This window comes from Asticcacaulis sp. AC466, assembly GCF_000495815.1.
Lineage (GTDB): Bacteria > Pseudomonadota > Alphaproteobacteria > Caulobacterales > Caulobacteraceae > Asticcacaulis.
Genome location: NZ_AWGE01000003.1, coordinates 19,303 through 45,562, shown reverse-complemented (window position 1 = coordinate 45,562; position 26,260 = coordinate 19,303). Strand labels below are relative to the sequence as shown.

Below are 26,260 nucleotides of genomic sequence, written 5' to 3'. Positions count from 1 at the left end.
AGGCAGTTTCCGGCATGAACGGGGAACGCAACGAAGACAGGATGCTGTCTGCGGCTAAGCCGCTTATTGCCGCTGGCCTGGCGATACACTGGCTGCGGCCGAAGACCAAGGCGCCTTATAAAGGTTGGGCCGCTGCCCCTGTTCACACCTGGCAGACCGCAAAGGAAGCCTATCGCCGCGGCCAGAATATCGGCATCCGCACCGGTGAACCCAGCAAAACACGTTGGGGATATCTGCACCTCATTGACATGGATATTCGCGATGCCGATCAGGCCGACGCCGCCTGGCAAGTCATCCTCGACCTATGGCCCGACGCCCGGCAAGCGCCCTATGTGATCAGCGGTAGCGGCGGCGAGAGCCGGCACCTATATTTCTTCACCGATAAGCCGTTCTATAAACTGACGCTTGGCAAATCCTTCGGCTTCACTCAAGTTTGGTCCGAGGAAAAACACCGTAACGTCAAGAAATACGACTGGGAAGTCGTGCTGTATGGAACGAATGTGCAGGCCGTGCTGCCGCCGTCGATCCATCCTGACACGGGATTGGAATATCGGTGGGGTCGGGAGATCGATTTCGAAGCGCTGGACCTAGGCATGGGGCCGCTGCTTGATTCGGACGACGTAGCGGCCTGGGGCGCGCTCGATAACGACCTTAATGAAGACGACGATGATGACGATCTGAACGGCTTGATCAAACAGCGGCCGATGGACCTCTCGGACGATGAGATCGACAGCATTATGGAGGACCTGCCCTCAGACTGGGTGGATGATCGCGACCAGTGGTATCAGGTCGGCATGGCGCTGCACCACCAGTACGAAGGCGGCGCCCTCGGCTTCGAACGTTGGTCCGAGTGGTCGAAAGGCTCCGAGAAATACGATCCGCGCGACCAGGCTCGCGTCTGGAAATCATTCAAGGGTGCAAAACGGCCACTGCGCATGGCGCTGCTTATTAAGGCATCGAAAGAGAATCGGATTGACCGTCAGTTCGGTGATGTCGATTTGCTCGACGGCGATGAAGACGATGACCTGGCCGACCTTTTGTGCGCGGATGTGGGAAACAAAGCCCTTGTTCCCTATCAGGAAAAAGCCAGTCCGACCGATATTCTGTTAGACGATCTGGAAGACCTGTTGATTGCATCGGTGCCACCGCCCCCGATCAAAGTCGAGCGCGCACGCATTGCGCCAGATCCAGACTGGAAAACCTACTTCCAACTGACCGATGACGGTCTCAAGGCCAGTCTGCACAATGTCGAATTGATCGTCAGGTACGATAAACGCATCCGCAACGTCATAGGGTTCAACGAATTCTCACAGCAGATCGTGCGAATCGAGTTGGCGGGTCGCCTGAAAGAGGCCCGGGTTGGCGCCAAGAAACCGCGCCGGCAATTGGATGATGGCTTCTGGACGCTGCGCGACGAAGTGAAGGGCGATCGGTGGGGCGACGAACACTTGGCCGCCCTGCGTGCAATGATCGAAGCGCCTGACAGTCAGGGCGGCTACTCATTGAAGGTGAGCGACCGCGATTTGAAGGCTGCTGTGCTGATGGTCTCTCGCAAGCGCAGTTTCCATCCGGTGAAAGAGTATTTCGATAGCCTGCGCTGGGACGGCAAGCCGAGGCTCGACCGCATGTTCATCGACCACCTGGGCGCCGAGGACAATGCCTACCATCGGCAGATCGCGCGAATGACATTGGTCAGTGCGGTCACGCGGATTTTCGAACCAGGGCATAAATTTGACTTCGTGCCAATTCTCGAAGGCGCACAAGGCAAAGGGAAATCAACGTTTATCCGAATCCTCGCTCGTGATTGGTACACTGAGCTTGAGGGTGACTTTTCTGATCGCAAAACTATGGTCGAGAAGATGGAAGGGTCGATGATATGCGAACTTCCGGAGTTGCAGGGCTTCAGCAAGCATGAAGTGACGACTATTAAAGGGTTTGTCTCCGCGGCCACTGATCGAATGCGCAGGCCTTTCGCCAGCTACGCAGAAGATGTGCCTCGGCAATGCATCTTCATGGGGACGACGAACGAAGGTGAGTACTTACGTGACCCAACGGGCGGCCGTCGGTTCTGGCCTGTCTTCTGTACTGTCGAAGAAATTGACTTCAAACGCTTGCAACGGGACCTGGATCAACTGTGGGCGGAAGCGGTATATTTATACCGCAATATGCGAAAAACACAACCGGTCGGCACGTTACCATTATACCTGACGGAAGCCGACGCCAGAGTGGAAGCGCTGGCTATTCAGGAGAGCCGGCGCCAGGATACACCGGAAGAAATGCTTGCTGGTCAGATTGAAGGCTGGTTGAACACTCCGATAGCCGCAGATTTCGACGACGCTGACGATGCCGAACCTCGATATCGGGATGTGGTTTGCGTCCTGGATGTATGGGTGGATATGGCTGGACGAGATATGGCATCACTCGATCCGCGCAATTCCCAACTTTATGCCCGCGCTCTACGCAGTGTACCAGGGTGGCGTGCTGCCGGTAGAGATGCCACGGCCAGGTTTGGACGGCAACGCGTTTTTCGGCGCGACGTATAAAACATCGATCCTATTGCAAGTTTTCCCGGCCTTGAAAAAGGTCGGGTTTTCTTTTTGGGACAGGTCCCCCATTCCGGGACAGGTCATCTGGGGACCTGTCCACGCGCAACACCTGAAAACATAAGGCTCGGGACAGGTTGGACAGCCCGGACAGCTATTTCCCTATACACCTGTCGTTACCCCCTTTTCGCGTTTTCATCCGACCATGTTGTTTCGCTTTAGCGCTTTTGTACCCCTACGACAGCTTTCCTTATAATACCTGTCCAACCTGTCCAACCTGTCCTACTTATTGATTTATATAGACAAATTGATGGGACAGGTGGTGGGACAGGTCCGGGACAGGTCCAAAGTAGCCGATTTTTCCGCTGTCACCGCAAAAACGTTGAATAGGATCGAAGTTTTCCCGCCGGCAAGTGCTTTTACCCATTTTCGGCGCTGAGCGGCTGCCGTGCTGTCGGTATAATCAACGGTTAGACACTTAGCTAATAGTCGAACAAGTGCATTTAGTAGTTTTGAGGTCTTTCGAGTTTCGCGGTCTGCGCCCCTCGCGTCTCAAGTCGTCTCATAAAGAGGGACCCAAGCCACCCTATAAGACGGCATAAGACGGCATAAGATTGTACGAGACTGAACGAGACAACGCATAGGCACGTGCGACCAGGGCTCACATGAGACGACTTGAGACACATATTCAGGGCTATTGTGGTGCGTTGTGATTCGGTTGCACACCCTGCCCTTAGACCGTCATGAACAGCGTTCAAAAGACTAGGCAAAAGAAAACCCCTGCCCATGAGGCGAGGGGTTTGCAGTGTGGTAGCGTTGCCTATGCGGCTAGGGTAGCCCTGCGGCACTGTGAGGTCATAGCAGTTTGACCGTGCCGTGTGCGCCCTCCGGCGTCATGCGTATCTGATACCGTGCCATGCGCCCGCCCTCCTCGCATGTCAGGGTGTATTGCTTCCATCCGCTACCAAGCGGGCTTGTGTCATACAGGGCGGTAGGTACAGGACACCAATAGCCCGACGCCGTGACGGTATCAGCGGCCGCCTTACGCTTCACGGGCGTGTCAGTGGTGTCGGCGTGGGTGATAACCGGGTTGTGGTGTTTGGGCTTAAAGCATCCGAACACGCCGTACAGAATGGCGAAGAGTAGCAGGATAGCGCCTATCCAGCCTATGAAACCGGGTGCCTTAGGTGTCGTGTCTGTAGGCATAGAAAAACCCTCCCGCTTGTGAGGCGAGAGGGTATCTATAGGCCGGTATGTGGGGCAAGCCCTAATCCCAAAGACAATCTAGGTCTTTCGGCTTTAGTTTCTGACACGCCATATTAAACGCCGCTTGCGCGTCCATCATGGGCGGGCTGATAGCTTGAAACGTAGGGCGCGCCTGCCCTGCCCCCGTATACGGGCCAAAGGCGTGAATACAGCACGAAACCAGGTTGCCGCTATGTAGGCGAAAGGTCACGCTGTAACCGTCATTGGTGAAGGCGGGCGAAAGGTCAAACATTTCAAATTCCAGTCTCTCAATCTTTCCCACGTCGGACCGTAAGTAAGGGGAAACGTTCCGAAAGCTTGTCGCGCTCTCGCTTTTCCCGCGCTTCGGCTTGTTGCAACGTTTCCATTTCTGCGCCGTGCTCCCTCACGTGAGCTCGCCATCGCCTATAAACTGCCGCGCGTTCAGGGTCCGGGTCTGAGTACCAACCACACTCGCAACTGGTCTCATATAGCTTCCGCGCACCAAGACATTTGTGCCCGGCCAATGGAAAGGGCCTGCGTTCCGCAAATTGTTTCATCAGCTTGTCCTTTCATGTGTCAGGGTTAGCGTTTCAGGAAGCCGATAAGGATAGCGGCGAAGATAGCCAGGACGATTGCAGCGCCAACTGATTTACAGGCCGTGGCGATGATTAGGACAAGGGCGACAAGGCCGAATATGGCGGCCATTACAGCGCGCTCCGAATAAGTTGCTTCATTCCGGCCAAGGTGTCGGCGCGGCCATAGCCAAGAGCCTCCCATTTGATGCCGGAAGAGTTGGGTGCGGCGCGGTAAATGTTGACGCCGCGATATGTGTGACCTTGAATTAGGCGCAATGGTTCACGTATAATTCCCCCGTTCCGTTTGGCGAGTTTCAGGGCTTCCCGTTTTGTACGGAAGGTCTGAGCACTTGCGAACTGGCCGGGCTTGTCATCGACCACTTTCCACTCAGTAGGGTGCGATTTATACAACGCTGACATGCCTGCGACGTTCTTATTTTGGTGCCAAGTAGCCATTAGACCGCGTCCCCCTTGGCTTGTGCGATAGCGCTACGGATCACGCCTTGCGCGTGGGGCGGGAGATTATAAATCGGCGCCTTCTTCTCACTGATTAATTCCTCCAAGGCCGCAAGCATGGCAGGAAAGGCGTTGACGGCGCGCTCAAAGTATTCAGCGGTAGCGCGTTCGGCGTCGGTATATTCGCCCGTCGTGCCATTTTCCGAGAAGTCGGCAATAAAGGGCGCTTCGTCCTCGTCGCCCGAAACTTGACCGTACATCAAAAGGCAATCGTTGACGATGTACGGGCCTTTTTTAACAAGTGTATCCATTTCGCTATCTCCCTAGTGTCCGTGCCGTGCCAACAGGCGGGCTTCAGCTTTCGCGTCTTTAATCAGGATGTCGATTTCATCATGGGTGAGGTTTTCAATGATCCGCGCTGCCGCATGTTCTGGCCAATTTCGGACGCTCGCGTCATAAGCATCAGGCGTGCGCTTCACGTCGGCAACATACAGGTCAATGAATTGTTGGGCCTTGGGTGAGCAGTATCCCATGGCGGCCAGGGTAACGTTGCGTTCCTGTTTTTCAGATGGCACGGGATGACCGGCGGCGCGGATAGCCGCGCTTTGTTGATCGTGACCACTATATGAGCCGTCACCAAGCCAAAGGCCACGCGCATGTAATTCGGCCAGTGCCGCGCGCTGATCGTCGCCACCCATGGCGCGCATGATGACAACGAACGATTCCACTTTCGAGACGGGTGTCAATTTGACCTTGCCCATGATCGCGCGGTCTTTGGCTTTGGCAACAGATAGAGTTTTCATTCTTCGATCTCCCAAGGCTTAAGATTTCCCGGCTTTACGCGGAACGCTATGTGATTCACGCCTTCCGCAATTTCGGTGTTTAGAGCCCGCACAAGATTGCGGAAGTTGTCGGCATAGCGGCCTTGCGCGTCGGCACGGGCGTCAACGATTTGTCCGTTTTCAGCCGTCGATACGTGCACCCAATATTCGTTGTCTGCGGTGCGCGACACTTCCACATGGCCGCCCGGAAACTTGATAATCGTTGTTTCCTTTTCGATTTTCTTTTTCGGGTCGCCGAACAATTCAAGGGTTTGGCCGACGCGAATACGGTTCAAGTTTGAGCCTGCGGCAGGCTCCATATCTTTCCACGTTTTCATGATCAGCAAGCCTCATGATATTTGCTTGTCGGGTCGCCGCCGTCCGTTTGTAAGGAGAGAAGCTTTTCAACAAGCTCGTCGACCGAATGCACAGCGTCTGACGCATTGTGATCCATTTCGGCGCGTGCACTATCCTCCCCGTACAGGTGAAAGACAGTCACACCCAAAACCGGATTACCCATGAAATTGCCGTATGCGATTTCAACCAATTTGTCGGCAATAAGCCTGTATTGCCACCGGTCATCCGCCACGAAGTTTTTGGCATTCAATCGGTTGCGTTGCGCGAAGGTCATGCGGCCAATGATTTGGGTCGGGATAGCGGTAATAGCCCTACCAATGTGCGACACTGCCGTAAGCGTCTTGTGCTTCAAAACATAATAGTCAGTCATAACATAGCTTTCCCTTTAAACGTGAAACTATAGGCGCAATAATGCGCATGTGAGAACGACCAAGAGGCCGTAAACGAATAGGTTTGTGAGGTAGATTAGCGGGGGGAGTTTCATGGCTTAGGCGACTCCTTATTCATCTTGGCGAATTTGCGCTTAGCGGAACCGACGGCCAAAAGGTCAGATGTGTAGTGACGGACGGTGACCTGACGCCAAGCGTTGCCGTCGTTTTCGTAAGTGGTGACCGTACAGGTGCGGTCTTTGTGCCATTCGGCGCAAACGCGGAAATCGCCATTATCGCTGACTTCGTTGAATAGGGTGACAGATGACATTTGGCTAACTCCCTAGCCGTGTTTCGATAACCCCTTTTCGCACGGCAAACGTGAAACTGTCAACTGAAAAGTGAAAGTCACGCAAAATTATTTTCGAACAAGCCTTTGAACGATAATAGGAAATCGCGCGGCGCCCGTGTCACACGTGTACGCGCACATGCACGTGCAGACCTGCGTCCAGGCGCCCGTATACGCGTACGTAAGGCCTTACCTTGGCTACCTTGCCGGATCACCCGGAGCAGTACCTGAAAAGTTCAGCCGGACTTACCTTGGCAGATCGCCCGGAGCATTTTGATCAGCGCGGCAAAAGAAAACCCGGCAGCCTGGGCCACCGGGTCGAAGATCAAACTGCGTAGTAGACGCCCATTGGTCGGCGTCGTTTCATCTCTTCCATGCGTTCCTTATGCTCAGCCAAGATACCTTTGAGCATAAGGGCGCGGTTACGGAACTCCTGTTCAGCTTTCCGCGCTCGGGTGACAGCGACACTGAATGAGACGACCGGCCCATAGCGCCTGGGGCCCTCGCCATAAGTGAGGAGAGGACGGAAGCGGCCATCGGCGGAAAGTTTAACCTTGGCTTTCATCTACGAGTTCCTCAGCAGGCTCACCCCGCGCATCACGGGCAAGCTGTAGCGCCTGGTCCATGGTGACCTGGGACGACCGATAGAGTCCGACAACCCAATCGGCGTCATTCGGCTGAAACTGCTCGGACGCGCCGGCATTATCGATCGAGATTTTAAACGTGAAGTCCGGCAGTTCGTTAGCGGCCAGATCCGGGCGGCCGTAGCTATGCGGTGAGCAGATTCGCACTTCCTTGGTGACGCCGCCATAATCGGTGACACTCTGAACGCGGGCTTTCGACCAATGCCAGGCGCGCGGCTGCGGCGCCCGGGTAAAGATCACATACAGCTGGTCACCTTCAACCATGTGCGGGTCCTCGGGGAACTTGGCGCGCATCTCGCCCGACGGACTGGCCCGGCTAAACAGCAGGTCTTCATCGGTTGGATCGGCATATTGGGCCATAAGTTGGTTCTCGGCCTGACAATAGGCCTCGACGCGGTAAAGGTTGTATTGTTTTTCGACGCCGCGCACGGCGACCTTTGCAATCACAGACATGGTGATACCTTCATAGATTCAGTTGTGAGGATGATCGCCCTATGGGGACGTTGGCGAGCCGCGGCATTGATCATCGCGGGGTCGCTCGGCGTCGTGTCCATCAAGCAATATCACTTTAAACGTGAATCTGCGGTTTGTCTATGGGGTCGATCTGACTCATTGCATCTAGGTACAAGCGCAGCGGACATGGGAAGTCGGGGACGCTCATAGGATTCAACACCCTCACCCATCGCACCTTCGGCCCGAGTTGATGCTTATCCGTCCGTCTCCGGCCAGGTTGATCCCAGCTGGCGCCGCGCGTCTCAATATCCCTGCACCATCCTGCAGCGTGCAAACTGGAACCGGGCTCAAAGGCAAGCGTGTAGGTGTAGATGCGCTCATAGCCCATGGCTTTTGCCGCCCGGGCCGCGGCGCCGTATAACAGCGAACAGGCGTTGCGCGTGCCGTCGGTGCAAAGGCGCGTTACCTCAGCAACTCTGCCGGTGTCGAGGTGCCGGGCCACTGGCCGCCCTGCGATCACTACCCCGACAATTCGCCCGGACTCCTCGGCAGCAATGGCAAATTTGCCGCCCTGGGGCTCTCCGTGATGCCGGTGCAATACGCCGACGAATTTACGGGCTTGCAATAGGCTGATCGGCCTGATCTGCAATGTCACGCCAGCAAGTCCGCAATCTCATCGTCGATCGATGACGGCGCTTCCCTTGGCACATCGGCCGGGGCATAGGGTGCCGGTTTGCCGAGCACGTCAACCCAATACAGGATCGCAGCCTTTCGGTCCCAGGACAGTTCGCTGGGATAAACCTGGTTCAGCAGATCGCCCCATTGGCCGGCGAAGAAGGCTTCGAATTCAGAATTGGGTTGGATCATGCGTCACACTTCCCTCTTCAGAAACCGGTGGGTGTGCAGATTCTCCCAGATCGGCCGCTCGACGATAGCGCTGCGGCCGTCTTCGGATAGCACGTAGGCCGGCATGGGAAAAGACATTCGGTCGCCTGCCCGGGCGTCACGCAGCGCACCCGAGTGACTGTCAAAAGCGACCTTCGTGCCGGCGGCGAATATCTTGCTGATCGACAGGATCATCGGGCCATTCTCTTGCGTCGGCACAAGCCCGCTCTCTGCAGCCTCGATGTTGGCGACGGCATTCGTCCAGGCGGCCGGCAGATCGGCGCCACGGCCCGACGTAAGCTGTCCGCCGCCCAGTCTCATGAATTCGACGATCCAGTCGGGCGACGACTGGTCATTGGTGGCGCGGTGCAGATACCAGCCGTCGGGCTCGATCATTGTATCGGTGGTCATTCGGGCAACCTCTTGTGTATGGCCAAGGCTCTTTGCGCGAGCCCGCCTTTGCTGAAACTCATTAAATGGTTTGTGGGTTCAGGTGTATCACCGACCATGCGCTGCAGGTCTTGGAGACTGCGCACTAAATCTTCTTTCGACTTGCGCATGTAGTGCCGGTGCAATGACCGGACATCGCCACCTGTTCGGATCTCGACAATCGACATGACAATCACCTTTTACTTGAAAATGTCTTCCTACCCTTAGAACGCAAAAACGCCCGGCACTGTGACCGGGCGTTGAGTTGGTTCAGGAGGCGGAGAACATCTGCTACTTCATGGGAGGCTCCTCGGTAAGGTCTCTTGCGAAGAACTGCACGCTCTCACGGATTCAACAGGCCGTCAACACTATTTCACGTTTTGAGTGAAATTGAAATGCCCGGCCGTTGTGCGACCGGGCTGTGAGGCGTTACCCGAACAGATCGTCCGGAGTATAAGGGGTTAGGGTCGCAGGTCGTCGATACGCTCAGTAAAAACAGGGATTTCACTAATACTTCGGGCGACCAACCGGATCATATCGACCCTCCATGCTATGGCACTTCTGCACGTTCGCACGTCCGCCCAAGATCGTCAATATTGCGTGACATTCACTTTTTAATTGACAGTGCAAATGCGCCGCTCTATGGTCTGCATCGTTGGTGGTGCAGACCACGGTTACTTCTTGTGGATGAAAACAGCCGTGTTCGACAATTCCCTAACATCCGAGTTTTTAGTGAGTGGTGCAGATCGCAGATACTTCTCTTTGGGTCGCCGGTTCGAATCCGGCTCGGTCGCAAGGCCGGAAGCTCAGATGGGTAGAGCAAAAGACAAACCTGTGCTGCTATCGCCGGTTCCCTCACTGCAATTCGTGGATAGTGAAGAGTTCAGTTACTTCGTAACAACGATTGCAGGTTCGAATCCTGCTCAGCACCTTTTGGGAGCCGATGGCGGAATTGGTAGACGCATATCTGAATTCGACAGTCCTTCCGCGCTATATTAGTTGGATCGGAGGTGCTGCAGTCTGCAGCTACTTCTATGCAAGACAGAGGCCGCGAGGTGTAAATCCTCGTCAGCATGGCAAACGCCAGGCTGTAGCTCAGTAAGAGAGCGCTGACCGTTCTGCGGGCGCCCGTCGCCCTCCGATCCCACTTCTATTTCGCGGTCCAGCAACCCTTCATGGAGACCGCCGACCATGCGTTTCAACACCGCCACTACAATCACCCGTCCCAAGACTCACGAAGGAGCGCCGGCATTCCCGCGCCTCACCGACGAGCAGCAATTGCGTCGGTCTGTCCTCTCGTGCCTATTGTGGGAAAATGAATTCTACGAAGACGGCAAGTCTATCGCCCAGCGCATTGAGGAATATGCCGTAAAGGTGCCCCTCAAGACGCTTGCCAACCTGGCCGTCGAAGCGCGGCGTGTCCACAACCTTCGCCATGTCCCCCTGCTGTTGCTTCTGACCCTGGTCAAGCGCGGCAGCGGCGAGTCGTTTGTTGCGGACACCATCTACGAGGTTATCAGCCGGGCCGACGAACTGGCCGAACTGCTGGCCCTGTACTGGAAGGACGGACGCCGGCCGATTGCCGCCCAACTGAAGAAAGGGCTGAGCCGCGCGTTCACCAAGTTCGACGCCTACGCCCTCGCTAAGTACAATCGCGACCATGCAATCAAACTGCGGGATGTCCTTTTCATGGTGCGGCCTAAGCCCTTGAACGACGCCCAACAGGAGTTGTGGAACAGGCTTGCCGCCGGCACACTCGAAAGCCCGGACACCTGGGAGGTCGCACTGTCTGGCGGCGCAAACAGGCGTGAAACCTTTGAGAGGTTGTTGCGAGAACAGAAACTCGGCTACCTGGCTCTGCTGCGCAACCTGCGCAACATGGCAGAAGCCGGTGTAGATCGCGCCTTGGTTTCTGATGCATTGCGGGCTCGCCGCGGCGGTGCGGATAAGGTGTTGCCGTTCCGCTTTATCGCGGCGGCGCGCGCGGTGCCTACCTTTGAGCCGGCTATCGACGGCGCATTGATCGCGGGCCTGTCCGAGGGGCCGACTTTCGATGGTGTAACGGTCGTTCTCGTGGATGTGTCTGGATCGATGGACACAAAACTATCGTCAAAGTCGGACCTGACACGTATGGATGCTGCCTGCGCTTTAGCCTCAGTGATCACGGGCGACGTGCGCGTGTTCAGTTTCTCAAATTACCTCGTCGAAGTCCCGCATCGGCTCGGCATGGCCGGCGTTGAGGTGATTTCAAAATCGCAGCCTCACGGCGGAACAAACCTGCGAGCAGCCATCAAAGGCCTCAACGATCTGATTCCATACGATCGACTTATCGTTATCACTGACGAACAGTCTGGCGACGGATCGGCGCCAGATCCGCACCCAGGCCGTAAGGGTTATATGATCAACGTCGCCTCCTACAAAAACGGCGTGGGTTACGGCCGGTGGACGCACCTGGACGGCTTCTCCGAGTCGGTACTGAGGTACATCAGGGCGCTTGAGAGCTAATCCTACGCTACCATTACAGCGTCAGAAGGGCTCGGCTTTGGCTGAGCCCTTTTTACGTGACTTTCACTTTTTAATTGACAGTCAAGTCGCGACATGGTCAGATGCAAACATTCCCTCTTCTACTCTGACCAGGAGCAAGCCTATGAAACCGCATAACTCTCATCTCGATCCACGCCTTCAATCGGACAGCAAGGGTGATCCCTTCTCCGATCCAGACTGGCACTCGGAGCCGCGTTGGCCCTTTGCCTACACCATCATCGGCGTTACGCTCGTCTGCGGTGGCTTCTGGCTGCTGGTCGGCAACAGCATTTTCGCGCACTAACTTTCACGTTTAAAGGGATTTTGTTATGTTGAAGGTCACTATTTCCGGCGAGGCGCAAGCCCGCCGCGACTTTGGGGTCACGCTCATCCGGGCTCTTGGGCGCCACTTCGGTATCCAGCGTTTCGGCATTGCAGAATGGGTGGAGAGGTTCTGCGCACAAGATGGCGGCGATACTCAGCTGGTATTCCGCTTCGGCAGCACGGAATTCTCGCTTTACACGGTCAACGACGATCCAAACCCCGGCCCGTCTCTACCCAAAGCACCTTCCGAGCCGAAGACAATGACTGCCGATAAATTTGGAGAGGGGGTGGCAATCCAGATACTCACCCCCGATCTCTCCGATACGCACCAGGCGAAGCTTCAAAGCACCCTGGATGAAATATATAACGAACGCCAGGCCGACCGTCACAGTGGTCAGTTCTTTCGAACGCAAAGCTACGGCGGCGGCGGCGAGAGCCTAAAACGGGCGCTCTTCCATGAGCACGTCATTACCGCAGCCCCATCGAAGGACGCCAATCAGGCGGCCGCCGCCCGCGTTCGCGAAGCCCTTGACCAGTTGTTGAGCGCCATCAAGGACGCCAAGGCCCTCGGGTTGAAGGTGGAAATTGCTGGGCTAATGGACTCTAGGGCGGGTCTGCCAAATAGCGTCAAAATCACGCAGTCGCTGTAGGAGACATTTCCGATGTTCATCCTTCTCGGCGCCTTCTCAGCCCTCTGGTCGATCGGCTGTCTCGCGCTATTCCTTTCCGGTGTTTACGACATTCTCGTCAATGAGATGCCGAAACGCTGGATGCCGATCGCCGTCACGTCTTGGATCGGGCTCGCCCTGATCATCTTTTGCCTCGGGGTCGGGTTCGCAGTCGCTCCTTGGCTCCTAATTTTACGCCTATACTTTCACGTTTAAAGGGATTTTACATGCTTACCGCCAAACAGTTCCAAGACCTCACCACCGACATTCACCAGTCCAACGTCGCTGCCGGCTGGTGGTCGAACTTGCAAACCGGGGAATCCATCCTCAGGACGCGCAATCGCCCGGAAGTCATGATGCTTATCCAGAGCGAATATCTGGAAGCCTATGACGGCACCCTGGGCGACAAGCGCGATGACCATCTGCCCCACCGCTTGATGCTCGATGTCGAATTGGCTGACGCAGCAATCCGGCTGTTTGACCTGCTCGGCGGCGAAGGCGCGGCCGACCGGTTCACCGAGGGCTTTATCACCTCCACCCTCGGCTACATCACCAGCAAAGGTCTGCTGCGTGACCTCCTTATTCAGAGCACTGAAAGCCAATTGCTCAATGCGATGTCATTCGTCAACGCAGCCTTTGAACATTACCGCAAGGGCCGCACGGCACACTATCTCGACGAGTTGTGCGCGGCAGTCGTCTTCACCTTCGCCCTTGCCGACACCATCAACGTGCCCCTGCTCGACATCATTGCCGAGAAGCGCGCCTACAACGCCAATCGTCTCGACCATAAGCGCGAGCACCGACTGGCCGACGGCGGGAAGGTGATCTGACCATGGCACTCACCAAGGAAAAGATCGTCGAGATCATTCGTGACCATGTGCAGTCGGCCGGCAGCCATCACATGGTAGGCCGCGAAGACGCTGCGGACGCGATTCTAGCAGAACTGACAGGTTCACTTGATCATGAGTCATATTTAGATGAACCCTTAGGCGAAGCGATAGTTTCATTTGCTGACGCCTACGATAGCGCGTTGGGCAACGGTTTCCGCCCAAACGGCCAGGCGAAGCACCTGGAACAAGTCTTTGTCGAAGCCATAGCTAGCATAATACCTCGGCATATTCGCGAACTTGAAGTTTCGCCCGTTTCGCGCGACTTCAGCGAGGCCGAACGCATTCTGCTCAGGGAGTGTGTGCAGACCGGGTTTAAGTCGATCAACGATAATGCTGATCTCTACGTTTGCACAAAGAATGCCATGTGGGAGTTCGCGCAACGAGTCGCCATCAAAGCCCGCGCGCAACTAGGCTACGACGGTGGTCGCATGGTTGAGCCCGCCGGCTGGTATCTCGCATGGGCGCGCCACAATCATATTCAGGACTCCAACGGAAATCACGTGCCGAACGGACCAGCGCACCTGGGGGCGTGGGAAGTGAGGTTTGTCCGACATGCTCCATCAATCGGCGGCAAAATACTTTCTCTCTGTGGTACGGGCAAAGACCTTCATGACGCCTGGATAGACGCTGTGCGAGCGGTAGAGTGGAACAATCTCTATTGTCTCCCGGAATATCGACCCGATCCCAACTATGTTGGCGCTGGGCGAAAGGCGGACCTATGACCTCCCGCTTCATGCACGTAGGCACAGCCGTCGAATCGATTGAAACCGGTATGGCCGTCGAAGTCGACCTATCGACCGGCCAAGTTCGACGCGCCCGCCAGTCCATGGACGCTCACAAGCAGGAACTCCTGGACCGTGTAAATACGGTACTTGGGGCCGACTATGTGAAGTCGACCGGTATGGATCGCCAGATTGACCAACTGCTCGCCCGCCCGCTTACGATAGCGGATTTTGAAGCATCAGTTCGAAGCTACCGGCGAGCCACTGCCGAGCAGATCACCGCGACAGCCCGGCAAACACTGGCCGAAATGCATATCGAACTCGGCATCCCGGAAGAACATCTGCAGGCCACCGATCATCTGGTGCTGACGCCACCTGCCGATGGTCCGAAAGGCGGTGACCCGGTGGTTATGCGCCCTGACGGCCGGATCTACCCGGCGACGGACGACGACAATCCCGAACACATCTTCACCCTGCCGCCCGGCAAACTGGTGGACGGCTACTGGATCAGCGACGATCCGGCCCGACTATCGCCCAACGCACCGCAGCGCCAAGGCCTGCTTGATGCCATAAGGACCGCTGACTGATGGACTATCCGCTTATCATTCTCGCCATCTGCATCGGGATAGTCACCTGGACTTACGCCGTCTACTGCCTGGGTCATATGGACGGTCGGCGGGCGCAGAAAAAAGTGCCAGCACCTCCCGAACTGATCATATTTCACGACATGCGACAGGCACGCCGGGCCGGGTTCAAAGGCCAGTCGCATCCGCGCTACGAGCACCTTATGGCGTGGTGGCCGGGCCTTGGAATGCAAGGACTTCTGTGCCGCACACCACAACGCGTTACCGTGCCAACGAGTATTCTTAATTTCGCAACCCCGGAAGGAAGACTGGAAGACCTGCTGCGTCGACGCCAGCAGCCTTGGGGCGACAACATTTTATGGGTGGAGGTCTAACCATGGCCAGTGATTCAGAGCTAAGTGACGTGGATGTCACCTTCATCGACGGCGAGGTTAAGACCTACCGAATTTCCGCCTCGCACCGGATCGGCGGGCACCTGGCGCAAACTGCCGGCGCCACCGGAGTCTTGAGTTTGTTTAACGACAACACCAGCTACGCCATACCACTAAACCAGGTGCGCGAGTGGGTCATTCGTCCCGTGGATGGTTAGCCATGGCTATCGGATCGCCCATTAGTCACGCGCAAATCGTGTTCCTGACGCAGCACACATTCAATCTGGCGAAGGCTAGGGGCGTGGACATGACGCCCTATGCGCCGCAGCAAATGGCCCCCACGGACTATGAACCGCTGACGCTCGATGTCCCGCGCTGGGGCGAGCGGTTGGATGGAGCGAAGAACCGGGCTGAACGCCGCCGCTTGGAACGCGCGCACCGGAGAGGAAAAGCACTATGACTATCAACCCAGAAGACATGTGTAGAGTAGTTGAGCAGCTTTCAGATGCTGAGATCGCAGCCATAAACGAGATGGTCCCGGAATGGGGATACGGCCCAAAGCACATATCTACCGATCTTGGCATTTCCATATCGGAATCTCGTGCTTTGCTGCAATCGCTACATCGGAAAGGCGTTCTGAACTTTGGCCATCTCATGGATGACGAAGGCAAGCTCCATGGCAAAGGCTATTGGCTGGACCGTTTTGGTGAAGCCGTCCGTCAACGCCTGACAGAATCCGCACAACCGTGTTCCCCATAACTGCTGCGGCCTGGCGCCGTTTTCAAATCGCTTTTTGGGGCCTCATCCGGGTCTACGCAGAACGTCGTATCATCAATCTGACATTGGACAACAAACGATGACCCGTGGTCCCCGTATAATCAACCGTTTCAGCCGGTTCAACCCACGTGACGCGCCCTCGCCGCGTGCCCATAGCAGCGCAGTGTCACTCGACGCTCTGATCGAGGCGGACAAACGCTTTGTGGAGTCTATGGGTGATCCTGTGCAACGGAAGCTGGCTGAAGATATTGCCGCAGACGTGGCCAAACGTCATGTGAAAGCCGAAAAGGCCAGGCTCAATTCGTTATTTGGCGGCACCGTCACGTCTACCACCATTAGCAACGCCGACGTGCCCAAATCGGCCGAGAGCTTACTGGCAAATATCAAGCGGGCGATCGACAGCTTACCTGTCGTTCCAAAACTCACCTTATGCCAGTGGTCCGAGTGGCCATGCGACCGGTTCGGCAAAGTGGTTCATGAGGGTGAGACCATTCTGATTGCTCATCCTGACACGTGGTCGGCGCCCGAAGTCCGCGCACGTCTGCTGCCCACGGGCTTCTTTCCCGGCATACCGATCATCGATTTTGACGAGGACTACGAAGAACGAGCGCGCGTAAGCGGCATTATCACGGACAAGTTCAAAGCCGTAGTCGGACTTTAACTCAAAACGTGACTCTCACTTTAAAGGTGAATTGATTTATACCTCAGCATCACGTGATGCAAGAGGTGACGTATGCCGTGGAATCTGAATGTAGGGACTTTCGTTGGGCGTGGCCGTGTGATGCGCCAGAAAGTTCGGTCTCTGGTTAAGCAGGTGGAAGACCGCCTCAACGAACTGGGGGCCAGTCCCGCAGTCACTCTTCCAAGAACCGGGTTGCATGGCGCCGGTCCGATCTTTCGATCTCGGCTCATCGCCATCCTCAATCAGGTACAGATTGCAGCGAACGCGGTCGGAGCGAGTCCCCCTCTGAATTTGGATGCTGCCACTAAGCTCAAGACCGGACTCCTGGACCAGAAGGCGATAGCCAGCCTGTTCACATCGGTAGGTAACGCTCTTGCGGTTCTGAGTCCAACGCCGAAACCTGTAAACAGTGTTGCGCCCACACTGAATCTCACGTCGGCGATTGTTGGTGTAACGGCAGTCTGCGCTCCTGGTGTGTGGCTCAATTCACCAACATCATATACGTACCAATGGTTCTGGTATGACTCAGTTACGCCGATTTCAGGTGCCAACTCGTCCTCCTATACGCCTGTATCGGCAGACGTTGGGCACCAGTTGGTTTGTTCGGTCGTAGCGACCAATGCAGGCGGGTCAGCAACCATGGCCACGCTACCGGTCACGGTCATAGCCACGGCTTCCGTAACGCTTCCCAGCAATATGCTGATCGCAGTGTCATTCGTCAAACCCGTCGGCGCGACCAAGCCGTGTGTTCAAATTACACGCACTTCAGATAGTGCTACGCAAGACATTGGGTATGCGTCCAATGGCTATCTGGACACGGCTGCAATTGCCACCTTCCTAGGCGCAAGTACGGGCCGCTACTCGAAATATTATAATCACGGAACCCTGGCCGAAGACATCACCATTCCTTCTGGTGCCCTGTACTCGCAAATCACCAGTGACTATTTCGGATTCCCCGCGCTGTCGATGAGCGGCCTGTCTGCCGGAATCCCTCTTCCGTCAACCTTGTCTGTGAACAATAGGCTTTTCACAGTTGTAATGGTCCATTCAACGCAGACATCCTACTCAGGCGCTGCGTATTTCCAACTCGGTACTGCGGCGACTCCGCGTCCCACGCTCTACTGCGAACAAAACAAGGGCATGATGCTCTTTGCTGGTGACGGATCGACAAACCTAACTACGCCTATTCAATCTCGCACAGTCGTCACGGCTATGGTGTCGAATGCGGTAAACATAACCATTCACCAAAATGATACGACCGAAACCCGTGCGGCGGGTACGGCGGGTACGATCAGCGGTGGATGGATAGGCTATACGGATCTAGCACCTTTTCCGAATAAGGGCGATCTGATGTTCTTTGGCGTTGCCGGGGCAGACAAGACTGCGGAATTGCCGGCGCTTAAGTCTGACCTCTACGCAGCTTTCAACGTATTGCGTCCGACGGGATACAACATCATTCACATTGGCGACAGCCTAGGAGCCGGAACTGGCTCGACTAACGGGATGAACACGTCGCGTCAACTGCAAAAGCAATTGGTCAAGCAGACCAACGTCGTGAACAATTGCAATCCAGGCCAAAACCTAGCCGTCGTATATTCGTCAAGGGCGCTTGCGATTCCACCTGCGGTGCGCGCCAACCAGAAAAACGCCATTGTTGAGATTGGTGGTAGCAATGACATAAACGCAGGTGCGCAGGCACAGGCATTATTCGACAACACCTTCATCCCGCTTGTGCAGTATGTCCTATCGCTCCCCGATGTTGAGAAGTATTACACGTACACCGTGCCGCCTCGAGCCGACTTTACGTCGGCGAAAGAAACGCAGCGTCTGGCCTACAACCAGTTGAAGCGAGACGGCGCCGCGATTTACGGTTACGAGGTCATAGACATATGCGCAGACTCAGCGTTTGACGCTTTGCCGAGCTATACCGCTGACGCCAATAATACGAGCATCAATTCCGGCGACGGGATACATCCGAAAAATGAAGGGTACGCGATACATGCCACTTATGGAGCGGCACGTGTCAATCCATGGTTAGCGGCCGCCTAAGGATCAACCTACGTGGCATGGCAACTCAACATAGGGCAATTCATCGGTCGCGGGGAGGTGCTGCGCCAGAACATACGCAAGATGTTGGCGCAAGTTGAGGCACGCCTAAACGCACTGGCCGGAATGCCGACATTTCAGTTACCTCAGTCGCCGCTAGTAGGCTCCGGTCCATACTTTCGCAACCATCTGATCGACACACTGGAAAAAATTCAGGCTGCCGGAAATGCACTCGGCCTTTCGCCGCGTATTGACCTGAAAGCTCGCGAACGTCTTCGCACCGGCAGCATCGGTCTTGCTCTGGCCGATATATGCGAAAGGCTTTCCATCTCATTAGGCGCTGACCCGCAAGTTCCGACGGGCGAGCACGTTATTCACTGGAATGACCGTTTGTATTGGAACGATAGCAACATATGGAGGGATGCGGCATGACCCTGCGCCGAATTCAAGATAATGACAGCATGGCGTCAGTACGTCAGGTTCTGAACCAATTGATGGACTTGGCCGATCCCATCATAGCGCCCACGTCTTACCCTTGGGATATCGCAGTAGATCCTAACCTGATTATAAGCCAAACTGATATCGCGCCTGGTGCAACATTTGCTCACATCAAGTTTTCGCTCGATAAGGCGCCGTGGCGCACCGTCTATGTATTCTTTACGATAGCTAACGGCAATCAGGTTGGTTTCAACACATCATTGCTTCAAACGCCCTTACCATATATGGCCCGCTGGAGCCCTGGTGACGATTTGGACTGCTACGTCTCAATACCGCTTACCGGCGCGAACGCGAGTAGTGTCAGCGGGTGGAAATTTCAATGTGTTGCGGCAGGCTCATTCGGTCAGGCTGGATACCAAGGCGCAAATGCAGGAACCGGCTTCTATGTCAATGTCGTTGATACACCAGCTGTTCCGAATGTCTTGCCGGGCACAATGCCCTTTCATCGTAAGCCGCTTAAGCTGCAACTGGGGACGCCGTCCTATGACGAAGACATGGCCAACATCGCTTGGTCGCGCCTGGGCGTGAAGCCGGGGGGCGGGGCGTGTTGGCGGACCAGTCTGCAATATGGTGATGGGCCGGCTAATGCTAACGAAAAAGGCCTGTACGCCAACGAAGTCACCTACCCTAGCACGGACTCCCACATTAAGGGCACAGATAGTGCAGGGCGTCCCTATGTACGGATGCACACGAAGCGCTATCCAGCGCCTAAGAATGCAATCGATATGAGTGGAAACGCCTCTGGCAGTTTCTTCCAATACCAAGCGTCTTGGCTCTCAGGACAAACCATAGACGCGCTGTGCAACGAAACCGGATTATGGGAACTTGAATTCGTGTCCCCGGATCGGACTTATGCGTGGTCGGCACACTGGATGATGGGGGTGAACCCGATTACCCATGCTACGGTTTGGCCGCCTGAAATCGACATCTTCGAGCACTTCAACGGCGTCTATGGCGCTTGGGATACAGCGCAACAGACATCGAATACCCTCCACTACGGTCCTTTTGGCGTGCGCCGCGAGGGTGCGCAGGGCATGGGAACGCTCCTAAAATACCTGGGATTTGATGCCGGGCTTAATCTGAACCGCGAGATTCATAAAAGCCAATGTCACGTAGGTGCGGACTACATAACCACGTTCATTGACGGCATCGAAATCTACCAGTTTCGACATATTCTTAAGCCAGTGAAGTCCGGCGACACAAAGCTATTTCATCCTATTCTCGACGTGGCCGTTGCCACTCCGTCTATCGATGAGCCATACGACCAAGGCAGCGGCGACATGTATGTGTACGGATACCGCTACTATTCCTTGAGCCAGGTAACGCTTGTCGATCAGACCGACGCCAAACCCTGGGCAAACGGGAAGCGCACTCCCGATCCAGCAGCATCTATGTTCCCACCAAAAATCACAACTAGCCCAGCATTGGCACAAGGGGAAGACCGAGTCGTATCAACACAACTCGCGGCGACTCCCACAGGTGGGACATGGGCTCTTGAATCTGGTGGAGCGGATAATGCGCTGTTCAGCCTTTCGGCTGGCGGCCTTTTGACGCGCGCCGCTCTCGACTTCGAAAATCCATCCGACGCCAATGTCGACAACATTTATGAGATATTCGTACGCTATACTGACCCGAACGGTGCCACCGTCACTAAGCTACTGAAGTTGACGATCCAAGACCGTCCAGAGGGTCCAAGACCGGAACAACTGACAGCCGATCAGATAAATTTCGTCTCCGCAGCATGGCTTGGGGGCACCCTTACTGACCAGTCCAACGGCTATCGCAAACTTGTAGATAATCAGATATATCGTTGCAACTGGAACGCCAACGCCATTGCTACGCCGTATGATGCCTTCATCTATAGCGTTACCGTCTACAACCCGACCGGTGCAGACATCTCATTCAAGCTGATGCAGCAATACGACGTGGTGATCAAAACCATCACCATTCCCGCCGGTCAAACTCTCGTCGTCACAGCCGTCACATCCAATTCATATACGCGTCAGATTTGTGTGCAGGGGCAAAACCTGTTCGTCAAATCCATGAGTGTTACGCCGCAGTATACATGAGGGACTATCGCGCCGAGTATAACGTTTGCGGACGAAACCTAATGACTTGTCACGTGCTCCGAAGACGACAATACGTCCGGATTCAAGTCCGGTCCGCTCGTGATGAGGCAACCGATTAAAAACGCAAGCGCAATCGCGTAAAAGACCTGCATTCGGTTGGACCATAGATTGAGTTTCATAGTTATGGTACATATACCGCAACCTAAGAACGATCAACTCGGTTTCTTCTGGAATAGCTTTTTCGGATTGAACTTTTCGAAGTAGACCATGCCGTCTTTCACCTTCGGCGGCGCTGACAACTCGACAACAGATTTGATTTTAGGGCTATCCGGATCGACCGGTGTCCAGTCGCCGCGATAAAGCTTGCCGTCGATCTCAAAGAGGTCCGGCACAACCTGGCCGTCTTTACGATGCTCGACCACGCTGCGCGGCCGCCATGCATCCTTGACTCCGGGACCTTCGATATCGGCCCACATACCGTGTTTCAGCATTTCCATTTTCCACCTCACGCACAGTTTGTTCTCTTTGTGTTCCAAAGACGCGCCAGAGTCAATGCGTTCTAAGAGCGCCTCAATTCAATGACCGAAGCGCGCAATTAAAACTTTCACGTTTAACTTGACAGTCACGCCATATGATGGGTAGATGGCTCACACACGATCTATCGGAGAGTCGCAGTGACCGTCGTCGGAATTGAAGAATTTATCAATCAGAAGATCGAGGCCTATGAGTACGAAAACCGTGGCAGCGGTCCGGATATAAACCCAAGACTGATTGAGAACATCGCAATGGCCGCCGTGCTCTACGCCGAGTCGGGCAATAAGGCCGTACCGAACATCATTATCAACGGCCAGGATTTGCCCCGGTGGGCGTTGAACCGCGTCGAACAAACCCGCGCAACCTACCTGCGCTGTATACCTAACACGGTAAATCCCGCAATATGGCTTGAGCATCCTGACCTATGGTATCCATACATATTGTGGGCCGCTCAGATTGCCGCGGATGAAACAGAGCTTCAGGCTCTGCGCCGGCAGCGCGACGACCTATTGGCCACGAACAATGCTTACCTGCAACGCGCCAGGGATGCCGAAGACCGTTTGAAGGCTCTGGACGGCTTCGATGCCGACTACATGACCAGCGAGCAGCACCATCCCGACTACGTGCTCATCCCGACTGAAGTGTTTGATCGGGTTCGCGCCGCCGCCAATCAGGTGACCACGGCGTCCGAAACACCTGACGAGCGCTGCCTTCTGTGTGGTGGTACAGGGACGCTCTATGACGAAATTCCCAATACCTACAGAGAGTGCTGGTCTTGCGACGGTACGGGAAACGCCTGACCATGGTGAACAACCTGTCACCCACCGAACACCGCGTGGCGCAGCTCTTTCTCCTTGAGCCGGGACGCATCATCACTCGCGATGAGATCATAGCGGTGACCAGTCAACGCACATCAAATCCCTCCGGCCTCAGCAAACACTATGTCCGCACCTTGCGGCAGAAGGGCTTTCGGCTGGTTACGCACTGGCGAAAGGGATGGTCCCTCCGCCCAAAAGTCACGTATGAAAGGCCGTCACAATGAGCACGCCTCACGAAACCCGCATCGCCACACTGGAAGCTGTCCTGTGGGCCTGCGAAGAGCGCTTCCGGGAATATGCCGGTAGTCATGAAGCCAAGGGCTCTGCTGACAAAGCGGCCCGAAATCGCGAGATGGAGGCCATGTGCTTTGATGCTCTCGAATTCAGATCAACCAAGATGGAGACAGAATACGCTGTCGCCTTGGCGGTCCTAGAATCCTACGTCAACCGCTGCCACCAAGACGAGAGCATGTGGGACGCTATCAGTGAAAGTGCGAAATATATCGAGTTCGCGACTGAACGCCGCAAGAATGCCGAAGCCGCACTGGCCGCTCTTAAACTGGCTAAGGTGTCGTCATGAGCAATCCTTTCCTGCAGCGCTGCCACCAGACCGGCGGCCCATGTGTCTTTCCTGAGTCGTGCACCCGGAATGCCTGTAAGAGCGGGAGCATACCGCATTACAATCCTCAGTCCGAAATTGACGCCTACAATCGCAGTGACATTGAGGTGACGGAAAAGCTGTATCGTCACCAGGCGGCGGCCGCCCGACAATCCCGCATCGACAGTTTCATGGAAGCGATCACCAATACGGCTGTCGGCTTCACCATAAGCCTGTGCGTCCAACTGATCGTCGCACACATCTATCATCTGCCCATATCCATCGGGGACAACCTGGTGATCGTCGGTATTTTCACCGTCGTTTCTATCATCCGGCAATACGTCGTACGGCGCCTGTTCGATGGTAAATCTGTCTGGCAGGCAATCAAGGCGAGGTTCGTAAGATGACCGCCGTCGAACACATCCCGGCTACGGCCGTTGACTACTTTGCGCCCGCCCGTGCCGAACGCAAGGCCAAGATCGTCAGTCTGCGGACGGCCGCCGCGGCATGGTGGAGGATGCATCTGCGGCGGGCAGATAACATGACCGTAGGAGAATGGACGAAATCGGCGGCTGAATTCTTTCGCCATGTCCATGTCTACGATTGATATTGACACGTTCTAAGTTTCACGTTTAAAGTGATTATCAAGGGATTTTATTATGTCACACACCTTCATACATCGTAGCGACGGAAGCCGCATCTGCCGCATTTGTGAGCGGTCCTGGGACCTTGGCGAACGCGTTACAGAAGAGTGTATTGCGCAGTTGCATAGCGGCGGCGTCGTGCCTCCGGGTGAACCTGTGCCTGTGATCGTAGACACAGAATATCGCCTTCCGAAAAGATATCGCAGCCACGTTTAAATTTTCACGTTAAAAGGGATACTCACATGCAATTCAGACAGATGAACCGATGGGAGCAGGATCGAATGATCGCCCATGCCCTCCGGCTTAAGGATGTTCCTTTCACGCCTCCCTCCCGTCAGCAGGAGCGGCATCATGAGCGTCAAAGCCTTAAAGGCCCGACGCCCCGGCCTCGGGCCAAACGCCCAGCGAAGATCACGCTGCGACTGACCCGTAAGGAGCGGCAGGACTACAGCGATCTGGTGCTGGGTCACTACACTCTTAAGCGGGTGTTCGGCTAATGCAACCCGGCGACAAGGTTCATAATGGCTACGCAGCCTTCACCATCCTGACCTTGGATGGTGAATTGGCTCAGGTGCGACGGCGGCGCGTAAAAACCGATCCGGCCGGCGCTTGCTACGGCACGTGTCACCTGAGTTTAAGCGATCTTGCGCTTGGCAACCCTCCCCCAAGAAAGCAACCACTTCAATGATCAATAATCGAGACGACGACGACGATCTCCTAGACGGCGACAGCCCGAAATTCACATCGGATGATGTGATCAGTGGCGCCGCCCAAACCCGCCTGCGCACCATTGTCGAGCGTATTGAGCGCCTTGAAGACGACAAGGCCGGCATCATGGGCGACATCAAGGAAGTCTATGATGAGGCGCGCGGCGAAGGCTTTGATTGTAAGATAGTGCGCAAGGTCGTCTCTCTCCGCAAGAAGGACAAGATCAAGCGAGAAGAAGAAGAAGCGATTCTGGGCTTATATCTTACTGCCCTAGGGGAACGCTAATGATCTCAGCTCTAGAATGGCGCGTCTGTCCAAATTTTCCCCGTTTTGAAGTTTCGGAATGCGGTGATGTCCGACGCGGCAGCACTCATTGTCGCATAATCGGAAAAATCGATGCCGACGGTTACGTGCGATATTCGCTGCGGGACAAAGCCGGACGCCGTCGTTCGCCCGGCGCGCACCAACTAGTAATGGCAGCCTTCGGTCAACCTCAGCCGACCGAGGAACATCAGATCGCGCATCAGGATGGATCGAGGCTTCACAACCACTTTTCGAATTTGATTTGGGCGACTTCGCAAGAAAACCATTCACATCGGGAAGTCCATGGAACTGCGGCCCAAGGTGAGCGAAACGGACGTGCTAAGATTACCGAAGCCGACGTTCACGATATTCGCATTGCATATCGGGCGATCAAACTGGGCAAATCAAACCGCCGAATTCCCGACTTAGCGCGGGCGTACGGTTTACATCACGCGAGTCTTTTACGGATTGCACAAGGCAAGAACTGGAAACACGTTCCGATGCCCCATGCTGACGTATTGACCTCGCAATTAGACCGATAGGTCGCCTATGCCGCAGAAACTCGGCCCCAACAATAAGCACGGCACTTCCGAATATGACGGCGTTCGACCGAAGTGCGAGAAGTGCGGTGGCGACAAGTCCTCGATCAAGGACTCCCGGCCCCATTCAGGCACTATTCGACGGCGTAGGCACTGCGCCAAGTGCGGACACACCTGGACGACCTACGAAATTGCCCGGTCCACATTTCTCGACCTGCGCAGAAAAATCCGCGACCTTCGCGCCAAATTAAAGGTTCAATCTGATGAAACTGGCATCTCTCAATAGTCAAATCCGCAAGACCAAGCACGTCAAAATCTGGCTGCGGATTCCGCACGTCACAACGCCCCTCTATGTTGTGGTTCAGAAGGACAGCCTGCTTGAAGCGCTGAAAGCTGCCCATGGCGGCGACAACCAGGTCGAAACCGATCTGTCGATCCGGGAGAACGGCCAGTTGATCTGCGACCTTCCCGGCTTCGCGCCGCCCGATCCGGAGCAACAAGAGCAATTCGTGCGCCAGTCGACGGCCGTCGAAAAGCACCTGGGCGAAGACCAGGATGAAGATGAGGACGACCTGCTTAGCGACACCTTTGACCCGGAGGAGGTTATGGCCGGCGCGGAAGACATGGAAGAGGATCTACTGGCGTGACACCGCTGCCGCCCGAAGTCGAGCATGTGGCGTTCCGCATCCGCGAAGCACTGCACAAGTATGATCCGATCAAGGGCGGCAACTACGCGGTCTATGTCGCAAGATCTGCCATCAAAGCCCACGACGAGACAATCGCCGGCATTCTTCTGACCCCACCTCAAGCAGATGAGCCCACCTTGGCTGATCTGCTCTCCTAGCCCCTTTTACC

The 26,260-nt window shown here is 55.5% G+C and carries 42 protein-coding genes; 27 read left to right on the top strand and 15 right to left on the bottom strand.

Features of this window, described 5'->3' with window-relative positions; all coding sequences use genetic code 11:
* Window positions 1-14 precede the first annotated feature (14 nt).
* Complete coding sequence (locus AEAC466_RS27390) at window positions 15-2,543, top strand: VapE domain-containing protein (protein WP_023456945.1); 2,529 nt, start codon at window positions 15-17, stop codon at window positions 2,541-2,543.
* A gap of 855 nt (window positions 2,544-3,398) precedes the next feature.
* Here the strand turns inward: AEAC466_RS27390 and AEAC466_RS27385 are convergent.
* The 14 genes from AEAC466_RS27385 to AEAC466_RS27325 form a co-directional block, all read right to left on the bottom strand.
* Window positions 3,399-3,749: a hypothetical protein gene (locus AEAC466_RS27385; protein WP_023456944.1), complete on the bottom strand. Its 351-nt coding sequence runs from the start codon at window positions 3,747-3,749 to the stop codon at window positions 3,399-3,401.
* A 603-nt stretch (window positions 3,750-4,352) separates the two neighbouring features.
* Window positions 4,353-4,475 (bottom strand): hypothetical protein, encoded by a 123-nt coding sequence (locus AEAC466_RS45105; protein ID WP_023456942.1) that lies wholly within the window; start codon window positions 4,473-4,475, stop codon window positions 4,353-4,355.
* Window positions 4,475-4,801: a hypothetical protein gene (locus tag AEAC466_RS27375; RefSeq protein ID WP_023456941.1), complete on the bottom strand. Its 327-nt coding sequence runs from the start codon at window positions 4,799-4,801 to the stop codon at window positions 4,475-4,477. The genes AEAC466_RS45105 and AEAC466_RS27375 overlap by 1 nt, the downstream gene beginning before the upstream one ends.
* A complete protein-coding gene (locus tag AEAC466_RS27370) occupies window positions 4,801-5,112 on the bottom strand; it encodes a hypothetical protein (protein WP_023456940.1) in 312 nt (103 codons plus the stop codon). Before AEAC466_RS27370 ends, AEAC466_RS27375 begins: the two co-directional genes overlap by 1 nt.
* A 12-nt stretch (window positions 5,113-5,124) precedes the next feature.
* On the bottom strand, window positions 5,125-5,604 hold the full coding sequence (locus AEAC466_RS27365) for a hypothetical protein (RefSeq protein ID WP_023456939.1): 480 nt from the start codon (window positions 5,602-5,604) through the stop codon (window positions 5,125-5,127).
* Window positions 5,601-5,960, bottom strand: coding sequence for a hypothetical protein (locus AEAC466_RS27360; protein WP_023456938.1), 360 nt, complete (start codon window positions 5,958-5,960; stop codon window positions 5,601-5,603). Before AEAC466_RS27360 ends, AEAC466_RS27365 begins: the two co-directional genes overlap by 4 nt.
* A 2-nt stretch (window positions 5,961-5,962) precedes the next feature.
* Window positions 5,963-6,349 (bottom strand): hypothetical protein, encoded by a 387-nt coding sequence (locus AEAC466_RS27355; protein ID WP_023456937.1) that lies wholly within the window; start codon window positions 6,347-6,349, stop codon window positions 5,963-5,965.
* A gap of 110 nt (window positions 6,350-6,459) precedes the next feature.
* Complete coding sequence (locus tag AEAC466_RS27350; RefSeq protein ID WP_023456936.1) at window positions 6,460-6,678, bottom strand: hypothetical protein; 219 nt, start codon at window positions 6,676-6,678, stop codon at window positions 6,460-6,462.
* Window positions 6,679-7,021: 343 nt separating this feature from the next.
* Window positions 7,022-7,261: a hypothetical protein gene (locus AEAC466_RS27345; protein ID WP_023456935.1), complete on the bottom strand. Its 240-nt coding sequence runs from the start codon at window positions 7,259-7,261 to the stop codon at window positions 7,022-7,024.
* The gene (locus tag AEAC466_RS27340) at window positions 7,245-7,793 is read right to left on the bottom strand and encodes a hypothetical protein (protein ID WP_023456934.1); all 549 of its coding nucleotides are present in this window, start codon (window positions 7,791-7,793) and stop codon (window positions 7,245-7,247) included. The genes AEAC466_RS27345 and AEAC466_RS27340 overlap by 17 nt, the downstream gene beginning before the upstream one ends.
* A gap of 115 nt (window positions 7,794-7,908) precedes the next feature.
* Window positions 7,909-8,448 (bottom strand): XF1762 family protein, encoded by a 540-nt coding sequence (locus AEAC466_RS44970; RefSeq protein WP_023456933.1) that lies wholly within the window; start codon window positions 8,446-8,448, stop codon window positions 7,909-7,911.
* Window positions 8,445-8,660, bottom strand: coding sequence for a hypothetical protein (locus AEAC466_RS27335; RefSeq protein WP_023456932.1), 216 nt, complete (start codon window positions 8,658-8,660; stop codon window positions 8,445-8,447). Before AEAC466_RS27335 ends, AEAC466_RS44970 begins: the two co-directional genes overlap by 4 nt.
* Before the next feature lie 3 nt (window positions 8,661-8,663).
* A complete protein-coding gene (locus AEAC466_RS27330) occupies window positions 8,664-9,089 on the bottom strand; it encodes a hypothetical protein (RefSeq protein WP_023456931.1) in 426 nt (141 codons plus the stop codon).
* Window positions 9,086-9,295: a hypothetical protein gene (locus AEAC466_RS27325; RefSeq protein WP_023456930.1), complete on the bottom strand. Its 210-nt coding sequence runs from the start codon at window positions 9,293-9,295 to the stop codon at window positions 9,086-9,088. The genes AEAC466_RS27330 and AEAC466_RS27325 overlap by 4 nt, the downstream gene beginning before the upstream one ends.
* A 442-nt stretch (window positions 9,296-9,737) precedes the next feature.
* On the opposite strand from AEAC466_RS27325, the gene AEAC466_RS44730 reads away from it, so the two are divergent.
* The 16 genes from AEAC466_RS44730 to AEAC466_RS27260 all read left to right on the top strand — a co-directional run bounded on the left by AEAC466_RS44730 (window position 9,738) and on the right by AEAC466_RS27260 (window position 21,261).
* Window positions 9,738-10,106 carry a hypothetical protein gene (locus AEAC466_RS44730; protein WP_162148920.1) on the top strand — a complete coding sequence of 123 codons (369 nt, stop codon included), beginning with the start codon at window positions 9,738-9,740 and terminating at the stop codon, window positions 10,104-10,106.
* A 192-nt stretch (window positions 10,107-10,298) separates the two neighbouring features.
* Entirely contained in the window at window positions 10,299-11,612 is a 1,314-nt protein-coding gene (locus tag AEAC466_RS27320) for a vWA domain-containing protein (RefSeq protein WP_023456929.1), read from the top strand.
* Between the two features lie 142 nt (window positions 11,613-11,754).
* A complete protein-coding gene (locus AEAC466_RS27315; protein ID WP_023456928.1) occupies window positions 11,755-11,934 on the top strand; it encodes a hypothetical protein in 180 nt (59 codons plus the stop codon).
* Window positions 11,935-11,959: 25 nt separating this feature from the next.
* Entirely contained in the window at window positions 11,960-12,604 is a 645-nt protein-coding gene (locus tag AEAC466_RS27310) for a hypothetical protein (protein WP_023456927.1), read from the top strand.
* Between the two features lie 12 nt (window positions 12,605-12,616).
* Entirely contained in the window at window positions 12,617-12,838 is a 222-nt protein-coding gene (locus AEAC466_RS27305; protein ID WP_023456926.1) for a hypothetical protein, read from the top strand.
* Between the two features lie 11 nt (window positions 12,839-12,849).
* Window positions 12,850-13,452, top strand: coding sequence for a hypothetical protein (locus tag AEAC466_RS43620; RefSeq protein ID WP_023456925.1), 603 nt, complete (start codon window positions 12,850-12,852; stop codon window positions 13,450-13,452).
* A 2-nt stretch (window positions 13,453-13,454) separates the two neighbouring features.
* Window positions 13,455-14,234, top strand: a complete 780-nt coding sequence (locus AEAC466_RS27300; RefSeq protein ID WP_023456924.1) for a hypothetical protein — start codon at window positions 13,455-13,457, stop codon at window positions 14,232-14,234.
* Entirely contained in the window at window positions 14,231-14,821 is a 591-nt protein-coding gene (locus AEAC466_RS27295) for a hypothetical protein (protein ID WP_023456923.1), read from the top strand. Before AEAC466_RS27300 ends, AEAC466_RS27295 begins: the two co-directional genes overlap by 4 nt.
* Window positions 14,821-15,192 (top strand): hypothetical protein, encoded by a 372-nt coding sequence (locus AEAC466_RS27290; RefSeq protein WP_023456922.1) that lies wholly within the window; start codon window positions 14,821-14,823, stop codon window positions 15,190-15,192. The genes AEAC466_RS27295 and AEAC466_RS27290 overlap by 1 nt, the downstream gene beginning before the upstream one ends.
* Before the next feature lie 2 nt (window positions 15,193-15,194).
* The gene (locus tag AEAC466_RS27285; protein WP_023456921.1) at window positions 15,195-15,407 is read left to right on the top strand and encodes a hypothetical protein; all 213 of its coding nucleotides are present in this window, start codon (window positions 15,195-15,197) and stop codon (window positions 15,405-15,407) included.
* Between the two features lie 2 nt (window positions 15,408-15,409).
* Window positions 15,410-15,649, top strand: coding sequence for a hypothetical protein (locus tag AEAC466_RS27280; protein WP_023456920.1), 240 nt, complete (start codon window positions 15,410-15,412; stop codon window positions 15,647-15,649).
* Window positions 15,646-15,948 carry a hypothetical protein gene (locus AEAC466_RS27275; protein WP_023456919.1) on the top strand — a complete coding sequence of 101 codons (303 nt, stop codon included), beginning with the start codon at window positions 15,646-15,648 and terminating at the stop codon, window positions 15,946-15,948. Before AEAC466_RS27280 ends, AEAC466_RS27275 begins: the two co-directional genes overlap by 4 nt.
* Before the next feature lie 97 nt (window positions 15,949-16,045).
* Window positions 16,046-16,627 (top strand): hypothetical protein, encoded by a 582-nt coding sequence (locus AEAC466_RS27270; RefSeq protein WP_023456918.1) that lies wholly within the window; start codon window positions 16,046-16,048, stop codon window positions 16,625-16,627.
* 72 nt (window positions 16,628-16,699) lie between these two features.
* Window positions 16,700-18,697: an SGNH/GDSL hydrolase family protein gene (locus AEAC466_RS43615; protein ID WP_023456917.1), complete on the top strand. Its 1,998-nt coding sequence runs from the start codon at window positions 16,700-16,702 to the stop codon at window positions 18,695-18,697.
* A gap of 12 nt (window positions 18,698-18,709) precedes the next feature.
* Entirely contained in the window at window positions 18,710-19,126 is a 417-nt protein-coding gene (locus AEAC466_RS27265; protein WP_023456916.1) for a hypothetical protein, read from the top strand.
* On the top strand, window positions 19,123-21,261 hold the full coding sequence (locus AEAC466_RS27260; protein WP_023456915.1) for a hypothetical protein: 2,139 nt from the start codon (window positions 19,123-19,125) through the stop codon (window positions 21,259-21,261). The genes AEAC466_RS27265 and AEAC466_RS27260 overlap by 4 nt, the downstream gene beginning before the upstream one ends.
* A gap of 212 nt (window positions 21,262-21,473) precedes the next feature.
* Here the strand turns inward: AEAC466_RS27260 and AEAC466_RS27255 are convergent, their stop codons facing one another.
* Window positions 21,474-21,752, bottom strand: coding sequence for a hypothetical protein (locus AEAC466_RS27255; protein ID WP_155913492.1), 279 nt, complete (start codon window positions 21,750-21,752; stop codon window positions 21,474-21,476).
* Window positions 21,753-21,935: 183 nt separating this feature from the next.
* Here AEAC466_RS27255 and AEAC466_RS27250 point away from each other — a divergent pair, with 183 nt between their 5' ends.
* From AEAC466_RS27250 to AEAC466_RS27220, 10 genes are all read left to right on the top strand, one after another.
* Window positions 21,936-22,595 (top strand): hypothetical protein, encoded by a 660-nt coding sequence (locus AEAC466_RS27250; protein ID WP_023456913.1) that lies wholly within the window; start codon window positions 21,936-21,938, stop codon window positions 22,593-22,595.
* Between the two features lie 238 nt (window positions 22,596-22,833).
* Entirely contained in the window at window positions 22,834-23,193 is a 360-nt protein-coding gene (locus AEAC466_RS27245) for a hypothetical protein (protein WP_023456912.1), read from the top strand.
* Complete coding sequence (locus AEAC466_RS43610; protein ID WP_023456911.1) at window positions 23,190-23,618, top strand: DUF7220 family protein; 429 nt, start codon at window positions 23,190-23,192, stop codon at window positions 23,616-23,618. The genes AEAC466_RS27245 and AEAC466_RS43610 overlap by 4 nt, the downstream gene beginning before the upstream one ends.
* Window positions 23,615-23,818, top strand: a complete 204-nt coding sequence (locus AEAC466_RS27240) for a hypothetical protein (protein WP_023456910.1) — start codon at window positions 23,615-23,617, stop codon at window positions 23,816-23,818. The genes AEAC466_RS43610 and AEAC466_RS27240 overlap by 4 nt, the downstream gene beginning before the upstream one ends.
* A gap of 279 nt (window positions 23,819-24,097) precedes the next feature.
* The gene (locus tag AEAC466_RS27235; RefSeq protein ID WP_023456909.1) at window positions 24,098-24,352 is read left to right on the top strand and encodes a hypothetical protein; all 255 of its coding nucleotides are present in this window, start codon (window positions 24,098-24,100) and stop codon (window positions 24,350-24,352) included.
* A 187-nt stretch (window positions 24,353-24,539) separates the two neighbouring features.
* Entirely contained in the window at window positions 24,540-24,848 is a 309-nt protein-coding gene (locus tag AEAC466_RS27230; protein ID WP_023456907.1) for a DUF2312 domain-containing protein, read from the top strand.
* Window positions 24,848-25,408, top strand: coding sequence for an HNH endonuclease (locus AEAC466_RS44075; RefSeq protein ID WP_081714533.1), 561 nt, complete (start codon window positions 24,848-24,850; stop codon window positions 25,406-25,408). The genes AEAC466_RS27230 and AEAC466_RS44075 overlap by 1 nt, the downstream gene beginning before the upstream one ends.
* A gap of 7 nt (window positions 25,409-25,415) precedes the next feature.
* Window positions 25,416-25,691, top strand: coding sequence for an NrdR family transcriptional regulator (locus AEAC466_RS45290; RefSeq protein WP_444826217.1), 276 nt, complete (start codon window positions 25,416-25,418; stop codon window positions 25,689-25,691).
* Window positions 25,669-26,052, top strand: a complete 384-nt coding sequence (locus AEAC466_RS27225; RefSeq protein ID WP_023456906.1) for a hypothetical protein — start codon at window positions 25,669-25,671, stop codon at window positions 26,050-26,052. Before AEAC466_RS45290 ends, AEAC466_RS27225 begins: the two co-directional genes overlap by 23 nt.
* Window positions 26,049-26,249 carry a hypothetical protein gene (locus tag AEAC466_RS27220; protein ID WP_023456905.1) on the top strand — a complete coding sequence of 67 codons (201 nt, stop codon included), beginning with the start codon at window positions 26,049-26,051 and terminating at the stop codon, window positions 26,247-26,249. Before AEAC466_RS27225 ends, AEAC466_RS27220 begins: the two co-directional genes overlap by 4 nt.
* Window positions 26,250-26,260: the final 11 nt, after the last annotated feature.